The organism is Chryseobacterium sp. SORGH_AS_0447, from assembly GCF_030818695.1.
Lineage (GTDB): Bacteria > Bacteroidota > Bacteroidia > Flavobacteriales > Weeksellaceae > Chryseobacterium.
Genome location: NZ_JAUTAR010000001.1, coordinates 804,682 through 825,995 on the forward strand (window position 1 = coordinate 804,682; position 21,314 = coordinate 825,995).

Sequence of the window (21,314 nt, forward strand, 5' to 3'; positions counted from 1 at the left end):
ATGGATTTCGAAGATTTTATCATTTCACCCAGAAATTTCAGAACGGAAAGTTGGCAGATCGGTGCCCGGATTACAAAAGAGATCAAGGAAGACAGCATCGTCCTTCTCTTTGTTTCGGATTATAGAGGAGCGGATGGTGATGCGGAAGTTCAGGATTTTACTGGGATAAGAAATGAATTTTATAGATTGTCGCAGCTGGATTTTGAAATTCCTATTGTTGATCTTGGCGACCTGGTTTCAGGGAAATCGGTCCAGGACTCCCATTACATTCTACAGGAAGTTTTATCAGCCTGTCATCACAAAAGAGCGATTCCCGTTATTGTAGGCGGTTCCAATGATTTTTCATTTTCGCTTTTTTCAGCATTAAATTTATTTACGAAAAGCATCAATTATACCCAGATCAGCAATATTATTTCTCTGAAGCAGGGGGAAACCATTAATGAACATACTTTTTTAAGCAAAATCTTCGGAGCGAAGGATTTTTCCATCAAGAATTATCATCATTTAGGTTATCAGAAACACCTGAATGAAGCGGATTCCGTAAGGCTGATTAAAGAAGTGGAGTTTGATATCATCCGCCTGGCAGAAATGATGAATTCTACGGAGAAAACAGAACCTTTTTTCCGGAAAGCAGATTTGGTAACAGTGAACTGTGATGCTATTGAAAGCTTCGGCGAACCGTTTTCGATGAATCCGCAGGTAAACGGCCTGAACAGAAGAGAAGTCTGTGCCTACATGAAAGAGATCGGATTAAGCGAAAATCTTAAGTCTGTGGGCATATTTAATTATAATATTTATTCCGAAAATCAACTGAATCATCAGCTGCTTGCCCAGATGATCTGGTACCTCATCGAGGGAATCAACATTCAGCGGTCTCATCCCAAAGAAAGACATTATGAAGTATTCTATGTATTGGTTGATGAAAGGCAGTATGCTTTTAAACGCGATACCTTCAGCAACCTTTGGTATTTCGGGGATGATGAGAATATAGAAAACTGCATTCCGTGCTCAAGAAAAGACTTCGATGAAGCTAAAAAAGGCTGGCTGAACGCACGGCTGACGAAAAATTAATGTATGACAAGCACCCTGCCAAAAGTTTCCGTTATCGTTCCGGTTTATAATGTCGAGAAATACCTTGCCAAATGCCTTGATTCGCTGGTAAGCCAAACCTGTCAGAGCATCGAAATCCTGGTTGTGAATGATGGGAGTACGGACGGTTCGGAACAGGTTATTCAGGAATATGCACAAAGATACCCGGAGAAAATAAAGCCTTTTACGAAAAAAAACGGGGGGTTGAGCGATGCCCGTAATTTTGGAATCGATAGGGCGACCGGTAATTATATAGGCTTTGTAGACAGTGATGATTATGTAAATCCGTCTATGTTTGAAGAAATGCTGAGCCTTGCTGAAAAACATCATGCGAAAATAGTGGTCTGCAATATCCAAAAGGTAGATCAGCAGGGTAAAATTGTTCAAAAACTGACTCAGATGCCCAATATGCCGGAAAGAATCGACCTTGAAAAAAACTTTTCTGTCTTTTCGGATCTGAGCTATTTTGCCTGTAATAAATTATTTAATAAAGAACTCTTTACAGAAAAACGGTTTAAACGAGGAGTACATTTCGAAGATATCCAACTGATTCCTCAGCTTTTACTGGATTGTGAAACGATTGCCCAAACCCAGAATTTTCATTACCAATACCTGGAGCGAACCGATTCGATAACAAAAACCCATACGGAAAAAGGGCTTGATATTTTAAAAGCCGTAGAGGATATAGAGATCTTTTTTGAAAAATCCCAATATGCCAATAAGCAGGAAGGGCTAAAAAACTTTCAAATTTTTGAAGGGGTTTATTCCTACCTGGCGTATCTGGCTTTCGTAAAAAATAAGGAAATCTTTATCTTAATGTCTCAGCAGCTTGAGAAGTTCATGAAGAAAAGGGGAATAAAATTAAAAGATATATTGGGGTATAGTCGTTTTGGTAAAAATTATCTGTTATCTTTGCCCCTGAAAAAAAAGATATTTTATCTGTTGTTTTTTGCAGGTCAAAAAAGATTGATAAGAAAATTAATTTAACACAAATGTAAGCACTTCAGTTTCTGTGAAAATCTGATAACGATTTTTCAGCGTCGGTGAAACTTTTCTTTTTGACATAAGAAGATGTAAAGTGCTTAGTCTGAAAAAATGGAAAATTTTGAATTGTTCTTAGCTCAGTCCGGTGTTCCTATTTTCTATATAAAAATAGGGCTGGGTTTCTTGTTCTCATTCCTGATTACTTATTATTCCGTTCCTACCATTAATAAAATCTCCAGAAGAAAAAACCTGATGGATGAACCTGGAGTAAGAAGTTCCCATCTTAGGAAAATTCCGAATCTCGGGGGTATTGCTATTTTTTATTCTATAGGGGTCTGCACTTCTATTTTTGCATATGAACTTTTCGATCTGTACAAGTTTCTTTTTGCATCACTTATTATCCTTCTCTATGTTGGAGTCATGGATGATATTGTGGTAATGAGGGCTTATAAAAAACTGGTGGCTCAGATTGTTGTATCTTCATTAATTGTTATCGGATCAGATATCCGTATCAGAAGCCTTTTCGGGATTTGCGGAATTTATGAACTGGGTTATTTTATAAGTGTCATCTTCAGTATTATTACTTTTATTGTTCTTATCAATGCTTTTAATCTAATTGATGGGATCGACGGCCTTGCCGGAGGATATTCTGTGATTTGCAGTGCGCTTTTTGGGATAAGCTATTACCGGTTAGGAGAATACAATTATCCATTGGTGGTTCTTTCGGTAATTATTATCGGAGCGGTTTTGGCCTTTTTATATTACAATTTATCCAACTACAGAACAAATAAAATTTTTATGGGGGATACCGGCTCAATGCTATTGGGATTTCTGCTTGCTTTCACCTCAATCTGTTTTATTGATATTTTTATTGATAGAGATATCGCAGGTGTTCCAAGATATCACCTGCAGTCTGCGCCTGTAGTGGCTGTTGCGATTCTTATTCTTCCTATTGTTGATACGTTAAACGTGATTATTATAAGACTTCTAAACAATAAATCGCCTTTTGATGCTGATAAAAACCACATCCATCACAAATTATTAAAGCTGAATCTCACGCACAGAAGATCCAGTTTTTATATTATCGTATATTATCTTCTTATCGTTGCAGTAGCTTATTATTTAAGGCATATCAATATTAATCTTTTACTGATAATTATTGTTTTAATGGGCTTTTTAGGAGCTTACCTGCCGGATTTTGTTTATCTTTTAAAGAATAATAAGAAGACTATCAATTAAATCTTTACTTTTGCAAACAATTGAAAATATGATGAAGAACTGTAAATATATATTACTTTTTACCTTACCCTTCTTGATAATGACCTCTTGCATTACGACAAAAGACGTAAAGTATATGCAACCGAGTGAAAGCCTTGTGATTAATGAAGAAGGCCTTATTCCCTACAATATTCCGGTCTATAGAATTACAAAGAATGATATTTTAACGCTTAATATTGTTACGACACCGAAAGGAGATGCAGCACAGTTTTACTCTGCACTCAATACTTCAGGCGGATCCGGCGGGGGTGGCGGTATATCAAATATGGGTATTGGCGGTATGGGTTCTGCAGCATCTTCAGTAGGAGGAAATGCCAATTTTTATTTCAATGGATTGAAAGTAGATGCCAATGGAGATATCAATGTTTTTGGTATCGGATTCATAAAGGTTGAAGGACGGACTATCGACGAAGTAAGCAAAGAAATTCAGGATAAAGTAAATGAAAATTTCCAGGAAGGTAAATCAGAAGTTCGATTAAATACCAACGGAATCACATTCTATGTTTTAGGAGATATAGAAACAACGGGCGTTACGGGTGAAAAGGTAGTCCATAAAAACACTTTGACAATCACAGAGGCTCTGGCCATGAGCGGCGGTTTGAACAGGACGGTTGACCGTAAAAACGTTATGATCCATAGAAAACTGCCTGAAGGAATCAAAATTGCCAGAATTGATCTTACGCGGGAAGATGTGATGAATTCTCCTTACTACTACGTACAGAACGGCGACGAAATTTATTTAAACACAAGAGCAAAAAGCTTGAACGGTCTCGGAAAAGATCCTATTCAGACTTTAACAACAGGAGTATCGGTAATTACTACCGCATTATCCATCTATCTGCTTCTTAAAAATCTTTAATATCATGATTCCAGGAAAAGACGCCACGGTAGAGAAGGTTGATTCTCAGAAGGAAAAATATGGTTCCTTTGCATTGTTTGATATCGAACATTTTTTAAGAAGAGTACTAAAGAGCTGGTACTGGTTTGTTTTAATGCTGCTTCTCGGATATAGCATCGCATGGGTTTACAGCAAATATTACGCACAGAATATTTATGCTTCCAACTTATCTTTAAGTGTTTCAAACAATACATCAAGTTACTTTACTCCGAACCAGTCCATCAATTTCATCTGGGGCCAGGGAGGAAATCAGGACGGGGTGTATCTTAAAAAAATGCTTTTATCAAGAACGCATAACGAGTTTCTCGTAAAGGAACTAGATCTTTTTGTAAGCTATTCTACAAAAGGAGCAATAAAGTCAACCTATTTGGATAAAGACGATTGTCCGGTGATATTTCAGGTGGACAAGAAACATCTGCAGCAGATGAATTATCCGGTTACATTGGTTCCTAAAGGAGCTAATGCTTTTGAAGTTATCTTACCTGATGAAGGACAGTCAACAAATTTGTACAGTTATGAATCAGAGGGCTTTTCAGCTATCAATTCCTACGAAAGACCGGCAAATAAAATCATAAGAATTGGGGAATGGTATACTTCTCCGAATCTTAGGTTCAGATTGATCCGTAATCCTATCGTTCCGAAAATAAAACTGGAAAATATTATCGTTAATCTGAATACGGTAAACCAGTCGGTAAATGATATTGTTTCCACCATCGGGATTGAATTCGACAAAGAAATCAACAGTATTATGATTATTACCAAAAAAGGGTATAATCTCAACAGTACCGTTAATTTCCTTAATATGTCGGTAAGCCAGCTGCAAAAGAAAAGACTGGCCGATAAAATCACAGTGGATAAAAATACCGACATTTATCTGCAGGAAAACCTTGATAACATCAGAAAAAAATTAGACTCAAGTGCTAATGTCCTGAATTACATGAAGACCACTGAGAAGCTTTATGACATAAAGGACAGGGATGAGAAATCATTAGGTGAGATTAAGGATCTGGAAGCGAAAAAAGCGGATATAGACAGTAAAATTGCCTCGCTGAATGAGATCAGAAGAAGCCTAGAAGCCCAGAACTTCGAAAAAATGATTAGTACTACGGCGGCAGGCTTTCAGGATGGACTTTTCAGTGCTTCTGTAGCCGAGCTGAAAGCATTGTATATGAAAAGACGTGAATTGGCACTTATTTATAAGCCGACTTCTGAACCTATGAAGGAGATCAACAGGCTTATTGATGATGCTAAAATGACTTCCAATACAGCATTGAGAAATTACTATTCCGGCTATTACAATGAAATAAATAAAATTAATCAAAAAGTAGCCCAGGCTAATTCAGATTTAGCTACCTATCCTGAAAAGCAGAGAAGATATCTGGATGCAGAGAGAGGATATAATATGATCGAAGCAACCTATAACAGCTTACTGGGGAGACAGAATGAAACCCAGATGAGAATGGCTGCAAATCAGTCTGACATCACAGTTATTGACCCTGCTAAAAATGTAGGCCAACCACCGATCGGCCCGAATGTAAAAGCAACGAAAGCTGCTATCATCGGAGGATTCCTTGTATTGCCGCTGCTGTTTATTCTTATCGGAGAATTGCTCGATAATAAGATCAGAAATATTAAAGAATTACTTAGTGCTACTAAAATTCCTTTGTTGGGAGTAATTGGCAATAATGGTAATGATAATATGCTTACTGTTCTTGATCAGCCTAAATCGTCGGTGTCCGAAGCCTTCCGGGGAATTAGAGCAAATATGAGGTTTCTGGCAGGCGAAAACGGAGGCAGCAAAGTGATCCTGATTACTTCTTCCATTGGTGGAGAAGGAAAAACATATGTTTCCATCAACCTGGCATCGGTTCTTGGTTTAAGTGACAAAAAGACCATCTTACTGGGAATGGATTTAAGAAAGCCGAAGATTTTCGGAGATTTCGAGATCGATAATAAATACGGTATCTCCAATTACCTTACCGGTGAAGTGAATATCAGCCAGATCATCAATAAAACAAGGATCCCGAACCTTGATGTGGCGACTTCAGGGCCTATTCCGCCGAATCCTTCAGAGTTATTGATGAGCGAAAAAAATATTCAGTTCATCGAAGACCTTAAAAGTCTATATGATTTTATTATCATCGACTCTCCGCCGGTTGGTCTTGTTGCAGATTCCTATGAACTTATGAAACATTCTGATGCAAATATCTATGTGGTTCGTCATGAATATACCGAAAAGTATATGCTGAAGATGATCACGGAGAGATATCACAATGGCGAAATCGATCATCTGGGACTTGTTTATAACGATTACAATACCAAACAGGGTTACGGCTATGGTTACGGTTATGGCTACGGTTACGGTTACGGCTATGGTTATTTCGATGAAGATAAAAATTATAAAGAACCATTGCTGATAAGAATTAGGAATAAAGTACAGTCAATATTCAATAAAAAATAATACATTTAAGCCCTCATTTAATGGGGGTTTATTATATGCTGATAATTTTGATTCTATTAAAAAAAGAATAATTTAGCGAGTTTGTCGTTTACTTTATAACAAATTATGTTTTTTTGTTTATTTTTAACTAAACATTAAGATTATCATTAATATAAAAATGTTTTATATTTGCAAAAATTAAATTTTAAAATAACCATAAATCCATATTCTTTTATGAATAGAAAATTATTGTTTAGCTTCCTTGCCGCTCTAGGAACTGTGGTAAGTGTTAAAGCACAAAGAAACGAACTGGGGGTTCGTCTAGGTATGAGTAACCTAGTTGGGGATATAGGGAGATCGAATTATCTTTTACAAAAGCCATTGGATTTAAGCAGAGCATCGGATTGGGGAGTTCCGTTTTATGGTGGGATTTTATATAGATTTAATTTTAACCCTTATCAGACCGTAAGATTGGATCTTGGATACAACCAGATCCAGTTTAATGATAAGGTTGCTAAAGAAGATTACAGAAGAAATAGAAATTCATTCGGTAAAAATGATGTATATGAAGCAAGTTTGGTATTCGAATACAACTTTTTCCCGGTGAACAACGAGCAGAAAGGAATGGTGAGTCCATACATTTTCGGGGGGGTAGGTGCTTTAATGTTTGATGCTCCGAAAGCTACCATTATTAACGACTTCAGAAGAGATTCTGATGGCGTTGCACAGGCTCCGATTAATGAGCTTGATTTCACCACGACTGCTACATACTCTACAGGTAAGAAGACAACAGCGCATCTTCCTTTTGGAGTAGGTTTAAAATATAAATTTAATTATAACTGGGCCATTTTTGCAGAAGCTACATTCAGATATACGCTTACAGATCAGTTGGATTACAACAAAGTCCTGAGCAAAGATGTAGTGGCTACATACAATGGAGATATCCTAAGCCCGGTTACCAACGGCTCTCTTTTACAAACTGGTGCATACTATGTAGTATCCAAAGAAAGAGAAGCTGCCCTTCTGGGACAAAGAACTTTTGGGGATACCCGATCTAAAGATTGGATGAATACCGTAAGTTTAGGGCTTACCTACTCATTCGGGAGACCTCCGTGTTATTGTGATTAATATGTCGTTGATAAAAGATAAAATAGATCCTGAGAATTTGCCGCAACACGTGGCTATCATCATGGATGGTAATGGAAGGTGGGCAAAATCCCGTGGCGAAGAAAGAACTTTCGGTCACAGAAATGCCATTGATGCAGTAAGGAATGCCATTAATGCATGTAATGAAATACACATTCCGTACCTAACCCTTTACACCTTTTCTTCGGAAAACTGGAACCGGCCTGCTGAGGAAGTAAATACTTTAATGAATTTACTTGTCGAAACGCTGTTGCTGGAAGCGGAGGAAATTTTCAGTAAAGGATTAAAAATGCATGTGATCGGGAATCTTGAAAAACTTCCGCCGCTTGTAAAAGATCAGCTTTTGCGTGTGGTGGAACTTACAAAAGAAAACACAAAAGGCAATTTGGTATTGGCGATCAGCTATGGTTCGCAGAATGAAATACTCAATGCCGTAAAAAGCATCAGCGAAGATGTAAAAGAAGGAAAAATCGGTACCGAAAATATCGACGAAAAGCTTTTCGAAAGCTATCTTTATACAAAAGATCTTCCGCCAGTGGATCTCCTGATCCGGACGAGCGGCGAAATCAGAATCAGCAATTTCCTCCTTTGGCAGATCGCTTATGCGGAGCTGCAGTTTTTAGATGTTCTGTGGCCGGACTTTACAAAAGACATTTTCTTTCAGTGTATTGTAAATTATCAAAACAAAGAAAGAAGATTCGGGATGACCGGCGAGCAAATAAAAATTCAGTAAAAATTAAGAAAAGAAAGACTACGATAAAATGAAGTTTAGACTATTACCCATCATCATGTTTGTTGCTTCTGCACATTTTTATGGACAGGTAACTCCACAGGACAGCACAAAAGTAAATAATGCTGTACATGCAGAAAACCAGGCAGGAACATACACATTGAAAGACATTGTCGTAGATGGGGTTAAAAAATACACGCCGGCTCAGATCCTGAGATTTACAGGTTTGTCAAAAGGGGAAACCGTAGACATTCCGGGGCAGAAAATCAGTAACGCTGTAAAAAAACTTTGGGATACCCAGTCTTTTTCTGAGGTTGAAGTATATGTTCAGAGTATTGAAGGCGAAACCATCATTCTTAGATTTTACCTTCAGGACCTTAAAGACCTTGGAGAAGTAAAATTCACAGGAAAAGGGATTGGAAAATCTAAAAACGAAAAAATGGCTAAAGACAACAATCTGAAGCCGGGAACTAAAATTACACAAAACTTAATCTCAAGCCTTAAAACGAATGTCCCTAAAGACTTCGTAAAAAAAGGGTATGCCGATGCGAAGATCACTATTCAGGAGAAAGTGAATGCCGGAGATCCTAATCTGGTTGACTGGACGATTGAAGTAGACAAAGGCAAAAGGATTAAGATCGATCATATCGAATTTGAAGGAAACAAAATGGTTACCGACAGAAAGCTAAGAAAGAAAGCTTTCAAGGAAACAAAACAGAAAAGATTCGGGATCGGCGGTATTTTGAAATCTTCTAAATTTATTGAAGACAAATACCAGGAAGACAAGCAAAACCTTATCAATTACTATAACTCCTTAGGATACAGGGATGCGACAATTGTTTCAGATTCGGTTTGGAGAAACAAAAGAAACAATTACGAAATCAATGTAAAACTAAACGAAGGAAAGCAGTATTATATTGGTGATATTACTTTCACCGGAAATACCGTTTATTCAACCGACTATTTACAGAGACTTTTAGGATATAAAAAAGGAGATATCTACGATGCTGTAGGTTTCAATAAAAAAGTAGGAGAAGACGGAGGTAAGGAAGATGATTCCGATATCAAGTCCATCTACATGAATAATGGTTATCTGTTCTCCAATGTAACTCCTGTCGAAAAATCAGTAGACGGAGATAGGGTGAATCTTGAAATCAGGATTAACGAAGGAGAAAAAGCAACTTGGAATAAAGTAACTTGGCAGGGGAACACAACAACTCATGACCACGTTATTCTGAGAGCTTTGAGAACAAAGCCGGGGAATCTTTTCGCTAAGAGCGATATCAAAAGAACCTATTTCGATCTTGCGGGAATGCAGTTTTTTGATCCACAGCAGGTGGGGCAGGACATTCAGCCAAACCAGCAGGATAACACGGTAGATATCAACTGGAAACTTGTAGAAAAAGGATCTTCACAGGTTCAGTTACAGGCCGGTTACGGAGGTAACAGCTTCATCGGAACATTGGGACTTACTTTCAATAACTTCTCGTTAAGAAACTTCCTGAAATTCAAAGACTTTAAGCCGGTTCCTCAGGGAGATGGGCAAACCTTATCGCTTCAGGCACAGGCCGGACAATATTTCCAGAACTATGGCGTTTCATTTACGGAGCCGTGGTTATTCGGAACAAGACCAACTGCGCTTTCGGTAAGTTTGAACAATTCAAGAGTTAAATATTCCGATATTTCCGGGAATTCTCAGAAGTTGAATATTTTCTCCGCTTCAGTAGGTTTAAACAGGCTATTGAAATGGCCGGATGATTATTTCTCGTTATATACAGGTCTTCAGTACCAGAAGTATGACTTCCAGAATTATCCGTTCCAGTTTGGAAATACTACGGAATATTATGGTTCCGCAAACAACTTAAGCATCAACTTAGGACTGAGCAGAAACTCGGCAGGGATCGACCCCATCTTCCCGACAACAGGTTCCAACCTGGATTTATCGGTGAAGTTCACGCTGCCTTACTCTGCATTCAACAACAAAGATTATTCCACGTTGAGTCCTACGGAGAAATATAAATGGATGGAATTCTACAAGGTGAAGTTCAAGGCTGATGTTTACAATGAGATCATTGGTAAATTGGTATTAAGATCTTCTGCTGAAATGGGATTCATGGACGGATACAACTCCAAACTTGGAGCTCCGCCGTTTGAAAGATTCTATGTCGGAGGTACCGGTCTTTTCGGAGGCCGATACGACGGTAGAGAATTGATTCCGTTGAGAGGTTACGAAAACGCTTCTACTTACGGAGGAACTTCTGAAGATATTACACCTGCAGGGGGAGGTACTATTTATAACAGATTTACGTTAGAATTAAGATACCCGATTTCACTGAACCAGACGGCAAAGATTTATGCCTTGACGTTTGCTGAAGGAGGGAACGTTTGGAATTCATGGGGCAATTACAACCCATTCCAGTTAAAAAGATCAGTGGGTGTCGGAGTAAGAGTTTATATGGGAGCTTTCGGTTTAATTGGGTTTGATTTCGCTTATGGATTCGACAAAACAATTACAGGAACAGAGCCTTCCGGATGGAAGACCCACTTCTTGATGAACCAGTCATTATAATCAAAACATGAAAAATTTTAAAATTGTTTTTTCATTCGTATTATTCTTGCTTTTCGGACTAAGCAATGCACAGAAAGTGGGCGTTGTGGATACCGAATACATATTAAGCAAAATGCCTCAGTACAAAGAGGCGGAAGCAAGACTTAATGCACAGATCGATACCTGGCAGACCGAACTTCAGAATCTGCAGGCCGAATATGAGCGTAAGCGATCTGCTTTTGAAAGTGAAAAAGTACTTTTAATAGGCGATCAGCTGAAACTGAGAGAAAAGGAAGTGATGGATTTGGATAAAAACATCAAGACCACAACCAGCTTACGTTTCGGAGCTACCGGAGAGATCAAAAAACTGAGGGCAAATCTTGTACAGCCGTTTCAGGATCAGATCTGGGAAGCCATTAAAACCATGTCCGAAAAGAACGGCCTCGCGATCGTACTGGATAAAACAAGCAACAATGTAATTTTCCTTCAGAAAAGATCGGATTACTCAGATAAAGTACTGGCCATCCTGGTAAAGGACAGTGAGCCAAAAGAAAAAACCAAAACAAGAAAATAAAAGTTTAACTTTTATTAAATTTACAGATCTAAAAAACAAATTAAATTATTTATTTACCAATTATGAAAAAATTAAGTGTATTATTTGCAGCGGTAATGATGGTTGTATCGGTAGGTATGGCAAAAGCTCAAAAAATTGCTACTTTAGACGTTATAGGTGTTCTTAACGCAATGCCTGAAAAGAAAAAGGCTGATACTGATCTTAAAGCTTTCTTAGATACTAAACAAGCGGAAATCAAGAAAAAAGCAGATGCAGGACAGGCAAAAGTAAAGCAGTATACGGAGGAAGCACCAAAGAAAACTGCTGACGAAAACAAAGCAAGAGAAGCGGAATTGGCAAAAATGCAGGAAGAAATTCAGCAAATGAACGACAAAGCTCAGAAAGATTTCGTAGCAAAGCAGGATGCAGCTTACGAGCCAATCGAGAAAAAGCTTAACGATGCTGTTTCTAAAGTGGCTAAAGCAAACGGATATGACTATATCATGGATGCAAACTCTGCCGCATTTGTTTTCAAAGGAGGACCTGATGCTACAGCAGCTGTGAAGAAAGAACTGGGTGTTCAGTAATTTTCAGAAATTAACAAACATTTATAAAATAACCATCTCTCATCGGGGTGGTTTTTTTATTTTTGCAGAATGGAAAAAGAAGTATCAACTAAGGTAAAGGTCAGATTCAGCGACTGTGATCCGATCGGGCACTTGAATAATGTGAAATATCTGGACTATATGTTCAATGCCAGAGAAGATCATGTTGAAACGTTTTATGGTTTTACCTATGAAGAATACACAAAGCTTACCGGCTGTACCTGGATTGCCATTCAGAACGAAATCGCCTACCTGAAGGAAGTAAGATACAATACATCGGTGGTGATCAGCAGCAAGACCATTGAAGTAGGAGACCGGACGGCAAAAGTGGAAATCCTGATGAAAGATCTGGATGAAAAAACCATTCATGCCGTATTATGGGTGACTGTAATTTATTTCAATGTTAAAACAAGAAAGTCGGAAGTTCATCCTGAAGATATTAAAGGAACATTCAACAAATTTTATGTAGAGCTGGAGCAGAAAGACTTCCAGTCCAGAGTTAAATTCTTAAGATCACAAAACGCAAAAAATTCATAATGAAGAAAATATTAGTTATTGGAGGGAACGGACAATTAGGAAACTGCATCAGAAAAATCGCTCCTGATTTTGAGCTGGACTACGAATTTATCTTTACCGATTCCCATACACTGGATATTACGAACGAAGATCAGATTAATACGTTTTTTGCAGAGCATAAACCGGATTATTGCATCAATGCCTCTGCCTACACCGCGGTAGACCTTGCCGAAAAAGAAAAAGAAAAGGCATTTGCCGTAAATGCAGATGGGGTAGGATATCTGGCACAGGCCTGTAAAGATAGCAACACAATATTCATTCATGTTTCTACAGATTATGTTTTCGACGGAGAAACCAATTTAGACTACTCCGAAGATGATTTTACAAACCCGATCGGCGTTTACGGTGAATCCAAATTAAAAGGGGAAGAGCTTGCGTTGGAAATTAATCCGAAAACAATTATTTTACGAACATCATGGTTGTATTCCGAATTCAACAAGAATTTCGTAAAAACAATGCTGAACCTTTTCTCCCAGAAAGATGAGCTGGGAATTGTCGGCGACCAGTTCGGCCAGCCGACCAATGCCAACGATCTTGCAGAGACCATCATGATGATTATCGAAACCAAGGAAAAAAAATACGGGATTTTCCACTTTTCCAATTATCCTGAAATCACATGGTTTGAATTTGCAAAAAAAATTGCAGATTTCTCCGGATCAGAAATAAAATTGAATCAATTGACGACAGAGCAGTATCCGACACCGGCAAAAAGGCCGAAAAGAAGTACGATGTGCCTCGATAAAATTGAAAAAATTTATAAAATAGAGCCCAAGCATTGGGAAAACAGCCTCGAAGAATGTGTGGAAATTCTTCAATCTAACATATAAAAATGAAAAAAATACTTATCGCGGCCTTAGCTTTTTTGATACAGCTTTTCAGTGCTCAAAACGTATACCTTACAAAAGTTGAAAAGACCCATGAAAATACAGATAAATTCCTGTATAAAATTGACGAAGTGAAGGAGGCAGAATACCTGGGCGAAATTGAAGTCCAGGGTTTCTCCAGATATGATGATGAAGTTTTTGCATTAGTCTATAAAAAAGCGAAAGAGATCGGGGCCAATGCTTATACCCTGAAGCCTTTTGAAAATATTGACGGAACAAAACAAAATTTTAATCCTTCAAATTACAGACTAAGCCTATATTATTTGCCGAAAAATAAATCGACGGAGCAAATGGGATATATGTATATTTTTGCCTCTTCGGATAAAGACCAGAAAATTGCAGTCAATAAAAAAGATTACCTTATTTCCCCAAGATCATATCTGATGCTGAAAACGGTTCCGGGCGAAGTGTATACGATTTCCACAAAGAAACTTTTGGGATCTACCATTAAAATACAGCCTAAAGATAACAGCTCCAATCAATATTTCCAGATTTCCGCTACTAAAATTAAATCCGATAACACTGGAGTAGGAGGCCTGAACTTAAAGAGCGGCGACATCATTGGCCTTGAAGCTTCTTACGGTGATTTTCTGAGGACCATTTACAGCAAACAATAAAGAAAAGGTTGTAGAATCTTTTACAACAATGGCTTCAGTACGAAATACGCTTTGCTTCAAAAAAATTCTACTGATAGCTGATGTAAACAATATTTTCTGTTGCAAATTTTACATTCAAATTGTAAATTTTACGCATAATTCAACTTAATACAATGCATGCAAAAAAAATAAACTCATCATATCTTAAACAATATGGTGCAGTTGTTCTGATCTACCTCTTGATCCTCTCGGTATTTTTATTTAAAACAAGATTCGTACTCTTGGATCCCAGGTTATGGTATGAAGAAGGTATTGTTTATTTGCATGATTCAATTTTAAACGGATTTCCATCCGTTTTTTCCAACCATCAGGGATATTACAGCATAATTCCAAGTGTGACTATTTATCTCAGTTCTCTTTTTCCAACAAAATATATCCCGTATTTCACGGTTTATGTTTCGTTATTATTCTGGGGCTATTTTTTTTATGAGATCTTTTTATATGTTACTCATAGATATCCTAAGAATTCTATCGGGAAAATATTCTTCGTGCTCACAATATTCCTGATTACGGCAAGCGGGCAGGAAATTCTGTTAAATACGATAACCTTGCAGTTTATAACCCCCTTCATTATCTATTTTATCATTAAGAATCATCACGAGCTTTCTGTATCAAGACAGATATTGATATGGGTGTGCCTTCTTAGTGGCGTAATGGGGCTACTGTTTATCCCGCTACTTTATTTGAAGTATTTTAAAAAATATAAAGTTCTGTTTCTTTTTATAGCAGTCGGAGTTCTGTTTCATATATACTCAGTAATATTTTATACATCTGATAACAGAACCACAATTACGGAAAGGCTGATGTGGAATGTTTCATACAAATTACAGCTTTTAAAAGACAAAGACTATTTAAAGTTTCTCTATAAAAACTATTATTTGATTTTTTTTACGGCATTCTTCTACTACCGGAGAATGAATAGGGAGAAATTAATTACCATAATAACATTATTAGGATTGGCCGTATTTGTAGATTTTACACGGGTGTTGCCTAATTTGGATGCAGAAAGATACAATTGCATAATGACAGCGTCTGTATTTTTGGTATTATGTGAATTGATGAATGGGATCATCTCACCAAAGCTTCATCTGCCATTGCTGATAGTCTCTTTCGGATTAATGTCTTTTAAAATTCCCAGACTGTTATATTCCGACTTTATTTATTGTAAAGGAGCAAGCTGGAAAAATGAATACAAGAAATATGATTCTTATCTACCGGCTAAAATACATCCATGCGGATTGAATATTGAAAAACCTACAAAATAAAATTTCTATAAATTAAATAGTTTTTTGATACAACTGTAAACAAGCTGAATCGGTAAAAACTCATTACTCTTTAAAATTTTAAACTTTTGTTTAAAAATATTCTTTCTGAAGATCAGCTCTTTAGCTTTAAATATTACATAAATATGAAATTTAAGTTAAATAAACTTGCTTTGTGTAGGTCAGAGTTTCTATCTTTGCCCCACTGAAAACGAGAGTAGTTCAGTAAGCGCAGAAGAGCTTTTAGATAAGCGGACATTATTTTAAACAAAACTACTTTATATAAAGATAGAGGGTTTGTTTTTTATTTCTTTTGGAATACAGAATAAATACTTTTCTATCGTTATGGAAGATGCAGTTTAATCGGTTTTAGGATCAAAAACTTTTTTTTAAAAAGAGTTGCGGGAATAAAAAAGATTTGTATCTTTGCAGTCCCGATTAAGGGGAGCGCAGGAGTAGAGGGATTGAATGTTAGAGAGGGTTAAGGTTAAGAAAAAAACTTTAAAATTTCTTTTCAAAACATTTGGTCATTTAAAAATAAGTTATTACTTTTGCACTCGCAAATACGGAGCAACACTGACAGAAACGATTGCTTCGTTACAAAGCGAGAGATAAAGAAGATCATTGACATACAATATAACAACCAAGTAAGGAAAAACTAAAGCGTAAAAGAAACTTTGAGTGAGCCTGGAACAAACATACAATGGAGAGTTTGATCCTGGCTCAGGATGAACGCTAGCGGGAGGCCTAACACATGCAAGCCGAGCGGTATTTGTCTTTCGGGACAGAGAGAGCGGCGTACGGGTGCGGAACACGTGTGCAACCTGCCTTTATCTGGGGGATAGCCTTTCGAAAGGAAGATTAATACCCCATAATATAATGAATGGCATCATTTATTATTGAAAACTCCGGTGGATAGAGATGGGCACGCGCAAGATTAGATAGTTGGTGAGGTAACGGCTCACCAAGTCGATGATCTTTAGGGGGCCTGAGAGGGTGATCCCCCACACTGGTACTGAGACACGGACCAGACTCCTACGGGAGGCAGCAGTGAGGAATATTGGACAATGGGTTAGCGCCTGATCCAGCCATCCCGCGTGAAGGACGACGGCCCTATGGGTTGTAAACTTCTTTTGTACAGGGATAAACCTACTCTCGTGAGAGTAGCTGAAGGTACTGTACGAATAAGCACCGGCTAACTCCGTGCCAGCAGCCGCGGTAATACGGAGGGTGCAAGCGTTATCCGGATTTATTGGGTTTAAAGGGTCCGTAGGCGGATCTGTAAGTCAGTGGTGAAATCTCACAGCTTAACTGTGAAACTGCCATTGATACTGCAGGTCTTGAGTAAGGTAGAAGTGGCTGGAATAAGTAGTGTAGCGGTGAAATGCATAGATATTACTTAGAACACCAATTGCGAAGGCAGGTCACTATGTCTTAACTGACGCTGATGGACGAAAGCGTGGGGAGCGAACAGGATTAGATACCCTGGTAGTCCACGCCGTAAACGATGCTAACTCGTTTTTGGGCTTTCGGGTTCAGAGACTAAGCGAAAGTGATAAGTTAGCCACCTGGGGAGTACGTTCGCAAGAATGAAACTCAAAGGAATTGACGGGGGCCCGCACAAGCGGTGGATTATGTGGTTTAATTCGATGATACGCGAGGAACCTTACCAAGGCTTAAATGGGAATTGATCGGTTTAGAAATAGACCTTCCTTCGGGCAATTTTCAAGGTGCTGCATGGTTGTCGTCAGCTCGTGCCGTGAGGTGTTAGGTTAAGTCCTGCAACGAGCGCAACCCCTGTTACTAGTTGCTACCATTAAGTTGAGGACTCTAGTAAGACTGCCTACGCAAGTAGAGAGGAAGGTGGGGATGACGTCAAATCATCACGGCCCTTACGCCTTGGGCCACACACGTAATACAATGGCCGGTACAGAGGGCAGCTACACAGCGATGTGATGCGAATCTCGAAAGCCGGTCTCAGTTCGGATTGGAGTCTGCAACTCGACTCTATGAAGCTGGAATCGCTAGTAATCGCGCATCAGCCATGGCGCGGTGAATACGTTCCCGGGCCTTGTACACACCGCCCGTCAAGCCATGGAAGTCTGGGGTACCTGAAGTCGGTGACCGTAAAAGGAGCTGCCTAGGGTAAAACAGGTAACTAGGGCTAAGTCGTAACAAGGTAGCCGTACCGGAAGGTGCGGCTGGAACATCTCATTTTAGAGTCTCGTTAATACGAGAATAAACAAAATTACGGACATGCAAATGTCCACAGGACTTACTTAAAGTTCAAGCTTTAGTTTTTTATTGGTTGCTTATATTAAAAATACAAAACCCACTAGAAATTAGTATAAGGGATAAGAGATTGAGAATGATAATGAAGAAAAGTATGCGGTATGCAAATATCAATTATAACTCATCAATCATCACTCATAACAGAGTCTCGTAGCTCAGCTGGTTAGAGCGCTACACTGATAATGTAGAGGTCGGCAGTTCGAGCCTGCCCGAGACTACTAATTAAGTTGAAGGTTTAAAGTTTATGGTTCAAGGTTAAGGCATTGAACATGAAACCTTAAACATTAAACTACTAGAGGGGGAATTAGCTCAGCTGGCTAGAGCGCCTGCCTTGCACGCAGGAGGTCAAGGGTTCGACTCCCTTGATTCTCCACAGTTTTGGAAGTTTGATTTAAAAGTTACGGATGGAGCCAAAAACAACATCTGTTCATCAGACGGAAGAGAAGAAATTAAGATCATTGACATTAACGGTAAAGACATCACAAAGAGAAAACCGAGCACTTATAAGTGCTTGAGTAACCTAAAAATAGGAAAGAAATCGTTAAGGGCGTATGGCGGATGCCTAGGCTTTCAGAGGCGAAGAAGGACGTGGTAAGCTGCGAAAAGCTCGGGGGATTGGCACACACGAATTGATCCCGAGATGTCCGAATGGGGCAACCCAATACATTGAAGATGTATTACTCTAATTTATTAGAGAGCAAACCCGGAGAACTGAAACATCTAAGTACCCGGAGGAAAAGAAATCGAAGAGATTCCGTAAGTAGTGGCGAGCGAAAGCGGATTAGCCCAAAAGCTTTTATATGTTTAATAGAATGTTCTGGAAAGAACGGCCATAGAGGGTGATAGCCCCGTATATGAAAGGCATATTTAAGTGATAAATGAGTAGGGCGGGACACGTGAAATCCTGTCTGAATATGGGGGGACCATCCTCCAAGGCTAAATACTCCTGAAAGACCGATAGTGAACAAGTACTGTGAAGGAAAGGTGAAAAGCACTTCGAATAGAAGGGTGAAATAGAACCTGAAACCGTACGCCTACAAGCGGTCGGAGCAGATTAATTCTGTGACGGCGTGCCTTTTGCATAATGAGCCTACGAGTTAATTTTACTAGCGAGGTTAAGGACTTCAGGTCCGGAGCCGGAGCGAAAGCGAGTCTGAATAGGGCGCATAGTTAGTAGGATTAGACGCGAAACCTTGTGATCTACCCATGGGCAGGTTGAAGCTTTGGTAACACAAAGTGGAGGACCGAACCGGTTGACGTTGAAAAGTCTTCGGATGACCTGTGGGTAGGGGTGAAAGGCCAATCAAACTGGGAGATAGCTCGTACTCTCCGAAATGCATTTAGGTGCAGCGTCGTATATAAGTTTATTAGAGGTAGAGCTACTGATTGGATGCGGGGGTTTCACCACCTACCAATTCCTGACAAACTCCGAATGCTAATAAATGTTCTACGGCAGTGAGGGCATGGGTGCTAAGGTCCATGTCCGAGAGGGAAAGAACCCAGACCAACAGCTAAGGTCCCCAAATTTCTGTTAAGTTGAAGCAACGCGGTTGGACTGCATTGACAGCTAGGATGTTGGCTTGGAAGCAGCCATTCATTTAAAGAGTGCGTAACAGCTCACTAGTCGAGCGGTCCGGCATGGATAATAATCGGGCATAAACAGAATACCGAAGCTATGGATTTGTAATTATATTACATCTGGTAGGAGAGCATTCTATCGGCGTAGAAGCTGAGTCGTGAGGCTTGGTGGAGCTTATAGAAAAGAAAATGTAGGCATAAGTAACGATAAAGGGGGCGAGAAACCCCCTCACCGAAAGACTAAGGTTTCCTCAGCCATGCTAATCAGCTGAGGGTTAGTCGGGACCTAACGCGAACCCGAAAGGGGTAGTGGATGGACAATGGGTTAATATTCCCATACTTGCTCACACTAAAAAGGGGACGGTTCGATGTAGCTACTAAAGACGGACGGAAGTGTCAAGGCCTAGCCTTCGGGCGAAGCTGCTGTAGTGTAATCGGATCCAAGAAAAGCCGAAGTGAAGCAACCCGTACCAAAACCGACACAGGTGGTCGAGGAGAGAATCCTAAGGTGCTCGAGTGAGTCGTGGCTAAGGAACTAGGCAAAATAGTCTCGTAACTTCGGAAGAAGAGACGCCAGCAGCAATGCTGGCCGCAGTGAAGAGGCCCAGGCGACTGTTTATCAAAAACACAGGACTCTGCTAAATCGAAAGATGCTGTATAGGGTCTGACACCTGCCCGGTGCTGGAAGGTTAAGGAAGGGCGTTAGCGTAAGCGAAGCGTTTGACTGAAGCCCCAGTAAACGGCGGCCGTAACTATAACGGTCCTAAGGTAGCGAAATTCCTTGTCGGGTAAGTTCCGACCTGCACGAATGGTGTAACGATCTGGGCACTGTCTCAGCCACGAGCTCGGTGAAATTGTAGTATCGGTGAAGATGCCGATTACCCGCAATGGGACGAAAAGACCCTGTGAACCTTTACTATAACTTCGTATTGACTTTGAGTAAGTAATGTGTAGGATAGGTGGGAGGCTTTGAAGCAGGCACGCTAGTGTTTGTGGAGCCGACGTTGAAATACCACCCTTTACTTACTTGGAGCCTAACTTCTTTTAGAAGGACATTGCGTGGTGGGTAGTTTGACTGGGGTGGTCGCCTCCAAAAGAGTAACGGAGGCTTTCAAAGGTACCCTCAGCACGCTTGGTAACCGTGCGTAGAGTGTAATGGCATAAGGGTGCTTGACTGTGAGACCTACAAGTCGATCAGGTGCGAAAGCAGGACATAGTGATCCGGTGGTTCCGTATGGAAGGGCCATCGCTCATAGGATAAAAGGTACTCCGGGGATAACAGGCTAGTCTCCCCCAAGAGCTCACATCGACGGGGAGGTTCGGCACCTCGATGTCGGCTCGTCACATCCTGGGGCTGGAGAAGGTCCCAAGGGTTGGGCTGTTCGCCCATTAAAGTGGCACGCGAGCTGGGTTCAGAACGTCGTGAGACAGTTCGGTCTCTATCTATTGCGGGCGTTAGATGTTTGAGAGGGCTTGATTCTAGTACGAGAGGACCGAATTGAACAAACCTCTGGTGTATCAGTTGTACCGCCAGGTGCACCGCTGAGTAGCTATGTTTGGAAGAGATAAACACTGAAAGCATATAAGTGTGAAACTCGCCTCAAGATGAGACATCTTTTAAGGGTCGTGGGAGATGACCACGTTGATAGGCTACAGGTGTAAAGTTGGTAACAGCATAGCCGAGTAGTACTAATTACCCGTAGATTTATTGCCTATTGGTTCTCAATAAAGCCTTATAAGTGCAACCAAGGTTTTGCCTTTGTGATGAAATTTACCGATAAATTGATTTAAGGTT

Annotated in this window: 14 protein-coding genes, 2 tRNA genes and 2 rRNA genes; all 18 read left to right on the plus strand. The window is 39.6% G+C overall.

Annotated features, from left to right (window positions below; all coding sequences use genetic code 11):
• The 18 genes from QE422_RS03860 to QE422_RS03945 all read left to right on the plus strand — a co-directional run bounded on the left by QE422_RS03860 (window position 1) and on the right by QE422_RS03945 (window position 21,232).
• A complete protein-coding gene (locus QE422_RS03860) occupies window positions 1–1,071 on the plus strand; it encodes a formimidoylglutamase (RefSeq protein WP_307455190.1) in 1,071 nt (356 codons plus the stop codon).
• Between the two features lie 3 nt (window positions 1,072–1,074).
• Window positions 1,075–2,076, plus strand: coding sequence for a glycosyltransferase (locus tag QE422_RS03865; protein WP_307455192.1), 1,002 nt, complete (start codon window positions 1,075–1,077; stop codon window positions 2,074–2,076).
• 108 nt (window positions 2,077–2,184) lie between these two features.
• Window positions 2,185–3,312, plus strand: a complete 1,128-nt coding sequence (locus QE422_RS03870) for a glycosyltransferase family 4 protein (RefSeq protein ID WP_307455193.1) — start codon at window positions 2,185–2,187, stop codon at window positions 3,310–3,312.
• 31 nt (window positions 3,313–3,343) lie between these two features.
• The gene (locus QE422_RS03875) at window positions 3,344–4,210 is read left to right on the plus strand and encodes a polysaccharide biosynthesis/export family protein (RefSeq protein ID WP_373463433.1); all 867 of its coding nucleotides are present in this window, start codon (window positions 3,344–3,346) and stop codon (window positions 4,208–4,210) included.
• A 4-nt stretch (window positions 4,211–4,214) separates the two neighbouring features.
• The gene (locus tag QE422_RS03880; protein ID WP_307455197.1) at window positions 4,215–6,710 is read left to right on the plus strand and encodes an exopolysaccharide transport family protein; all 2,496 of its coding nucleotides are present in this window, start codon (window positions 4,215–4,217) and stop codon (window positions 6,708–6,710) included.
• A 213-nt stretch (window positions 6,711–6,923) separates the two neighbouring features.
• Complete coding sequence (locus QE422_RS03885) at window positions 6,924–7,817, plus strand: DUF6089 family protein (protein WP_307455199.1); 894 nt, start codon at window positions 6,924–6,926, stop codon at window positions 7,815–7,817.
• 1 nt (window position 7,818) lies between these two features.
• A complete protein-coding gene (locus QE422_RS03890; protein WP_307455200.1) occupies window positions 7,819–8,568 on the plus strand; it encodes an isoprenyl transferase in 750 nt (249 codons plus the stop codon).
• A 28-nt stretch (window positions 8,569–8,596) separates the two neighbouring features.
• Window positions 8,597–11,134: an outer membrane protein assembly factor BamA gene (gene bamA, locus QE422_RS03895; RefSeq protein ID WP_307455201.1), complete on the plus strand. Its 2,538-nt coding sequence runs from the start codon at window positions 8,597–8,599 to the stop codon at window positions 11,132–11,134.
• A 7-nt stretch (window positions 11,135–11,141) separates the two neighbouring features.
• On the plus strand, window positions 11,142–11,687 hold the full coding sequence (locus QE422_RS03900; RefSeq protein ID WP_307455203.1) for an OmpH family outer membrane protein: 546 nt from the start codon (window positions 11,142–11,144) through the stop codon (window positions 11,685–11,687).
• Between the two features lie 62 nt (window positions 11,688–11,749).
• Window positions 11,750–12,253 (plus strand): OmpH family outer membrane protein, encoded by a 504-nt coding sequence (locus QE422_RS03905; protein ID WP_149247356.1) that lies wholly within the window; start codon window positions 11,750–11,752, stop codon window positions 12,251–12,253.
• A gap of 69 nt (window positions 12,254–12,322) precedes the next feature.
• Window positions 12,323–12,808 (plus strand): thioesterase family protein, encoded by a 486-nt coding sequence (locus tag QE422_RS03910; RefSeq protein WP_307455207.1) that lies wholly within the window; start codon window positions 12,323–12,325, stop codon window positions 12,806–12,808.
• Window positions 12,808–13,674, plus strand: coding sequence for a dTDP-4-dehydrorhamnose reductase (gene rfbD, locus QE422_RS03915; RefSeq protein ID WP_307455210.1), 867 nt, complete (start codon window positions 12,808–12,810; stop codon window positions 13,672–13,674). Before QE422_RS03910 ends, rfbD begins: the two co-directional genes overlap by 1 nt.
• Window positions 13,675–13,676: 2 nt before the next feature.
• A complete protein-coding gene (locus tag QE422_RS03920; protein WP_307455212.1) occupies window positions 13,677–14,348 on the plus strand; it encodes a hypothetical protein in 672 nt (223 codons plus the stop codon).
• Window positions 14,349–14,500: 152 nt separating this feature from the next.
• On the plus strand, window positions 14,501–15,652 hold the full coding sequence (locus QE422_RS03925) for a hypothetical protein (protein ID WP_307455213.1): 1,152 nt from the start codon (window positions 14,501–14,503) through the stop codon (window positions 15,650–15,652).
• A gap of 697 nt (window positions 15,653–16,349) precedes the next feature.
• Window positions 16,350–17,866, plus strand: a 16S ribosomal RNA gene (locus QE422_RS03930).
• A 219-nt stretch (window positions 17,867–18,085) separates the two neighbouring features.
• A tRNA-Ile gene (locus tag QE422_RS03935) sits at window positions 18,086–18,159 on the plus strand.
• 80 nt (window positions 18,160–18,239) lie between these two features.
• Window positions 18,240–18,314 (plus strand) — tRNA-Ala (locus QE422_RS03940).
• A 158-nt stretch (window positions 18,315–18,472) separates the two neighbouring features.
• A 23S ribosomal RNA gene (locus QE422_RS03945) occupies window positions 18,473–21,232 on the plus strand.
• The 16S and 23S rRNA genes sit together here with 2 tRNA genes alongside, the layout of an rRNA operon.
• The last annotated feature ends 82 nt before the right edge of the window (window positions 21,233–21,314 follow it).

What these genes read in the sequence shown, in the direction of transcription:
- bamA (WP_307455201.1), top strand. Translation starts at nt 8,597, where the DNA reads ATGAAGTTTAGACTATTACCCATCATCATGTTTGTTGCTTCTGCACAT.
- QE422_RS03920 (WP_307455212.1), top strand. Translation starts at nt 13,677, where the DNA reads ATGAAAAAAATACTTATCGCGGCCTTAGCTTTTTTGATACAGCTTTTC.
- QE422_RS03890 (WP_307455200.1), top strand. Translation starts at nt 7,819, where the DNA reads ATGTCGTTGATAAAAGATAAAATAGATCCTGAGAATTTGCCGCAACAC.
- QE422_RS03880 (WP_307455197.1), top strand. Translation starts at nt 4,215, where the DNA reads ATGATTCCAGGAAAAGACGCCACGGTAGAGAAGGTTGATTCTCAGAAG.
- QE422_RS03910 (WP_307455207.1), top strand. Translation starts at nt 12,323, where the DNA reads ATGGAAAAAGAAGTATCAACTAAGGTAAAGGTCAGATTCAGCGACTGT.
- QE422_RS03860 (WP_307455190.1), top strand. Translation starts at nt 1, where the DNA reads ATGGATTTCGAAGATTTTATCATTTCACCCAGAAATTTCAGAACGGAA.
- QE422_RS03870 (WP_307455193.1), top strand. Translation starts at nt 2,185, where the DNA reads ATGGAAAATTTTGAATTGTTCTTAGCTCAGTCCGGTGTTCCTATTTTC.
- QE422_RS03865 (WP_307455192.1), top strand. Translation starts at nt 1,075, where the DNA reads ATGACAAGCACCCTGCCAAAAGTTTCCGTTATCGTTCCGGTTTATAAT.
- QE422_RS03885 (WP_307455199.1), top strand. Translation starts at nt 6,924, where the DNA reads ATGAATAGAAAATTATTGTTTAGCTTCCTTGCCGCTCTAGGAACTGTG.
- QE422_RS03900 (WP_307455203.1), top strand. Translation starts at nt 11,142, where the DNA reads ATGAAAAATTTTAAAATTGTTTTTTCATTCGTATTATTCTTGCTTTTC.
- QE422_RS03905 (WP_149247356.1), top strand. Translation starts at nt 11,750, where the DNA reads ATGAAAAAATTAAGTGTATTATTTGCAGCGGTAATGATGGTTGTATCG.
- rfbD (WP_307455210.1), top strand. Translation starts at nt 12,808, where the DNA reads ATGAAGAAAATATTAGTTATTGGAGGGAACGGACAATTAGGAAACTGC.
- QE422_RS03875 (WP_373463433.1), top strand. Translation starts at nt 3,344, where the DNA reads ATGAAGAACTGTAAATATATATTACTTTTTACCTTACCCTTCTTGATA.
- QE422_RS03925 (WP_307455213.1), top strand. Translation starts at nt 14,501, where the DNA reads ATGCATGCAAAAAAAATAAACTCATCATATCTTAAACAATATGGTGCA.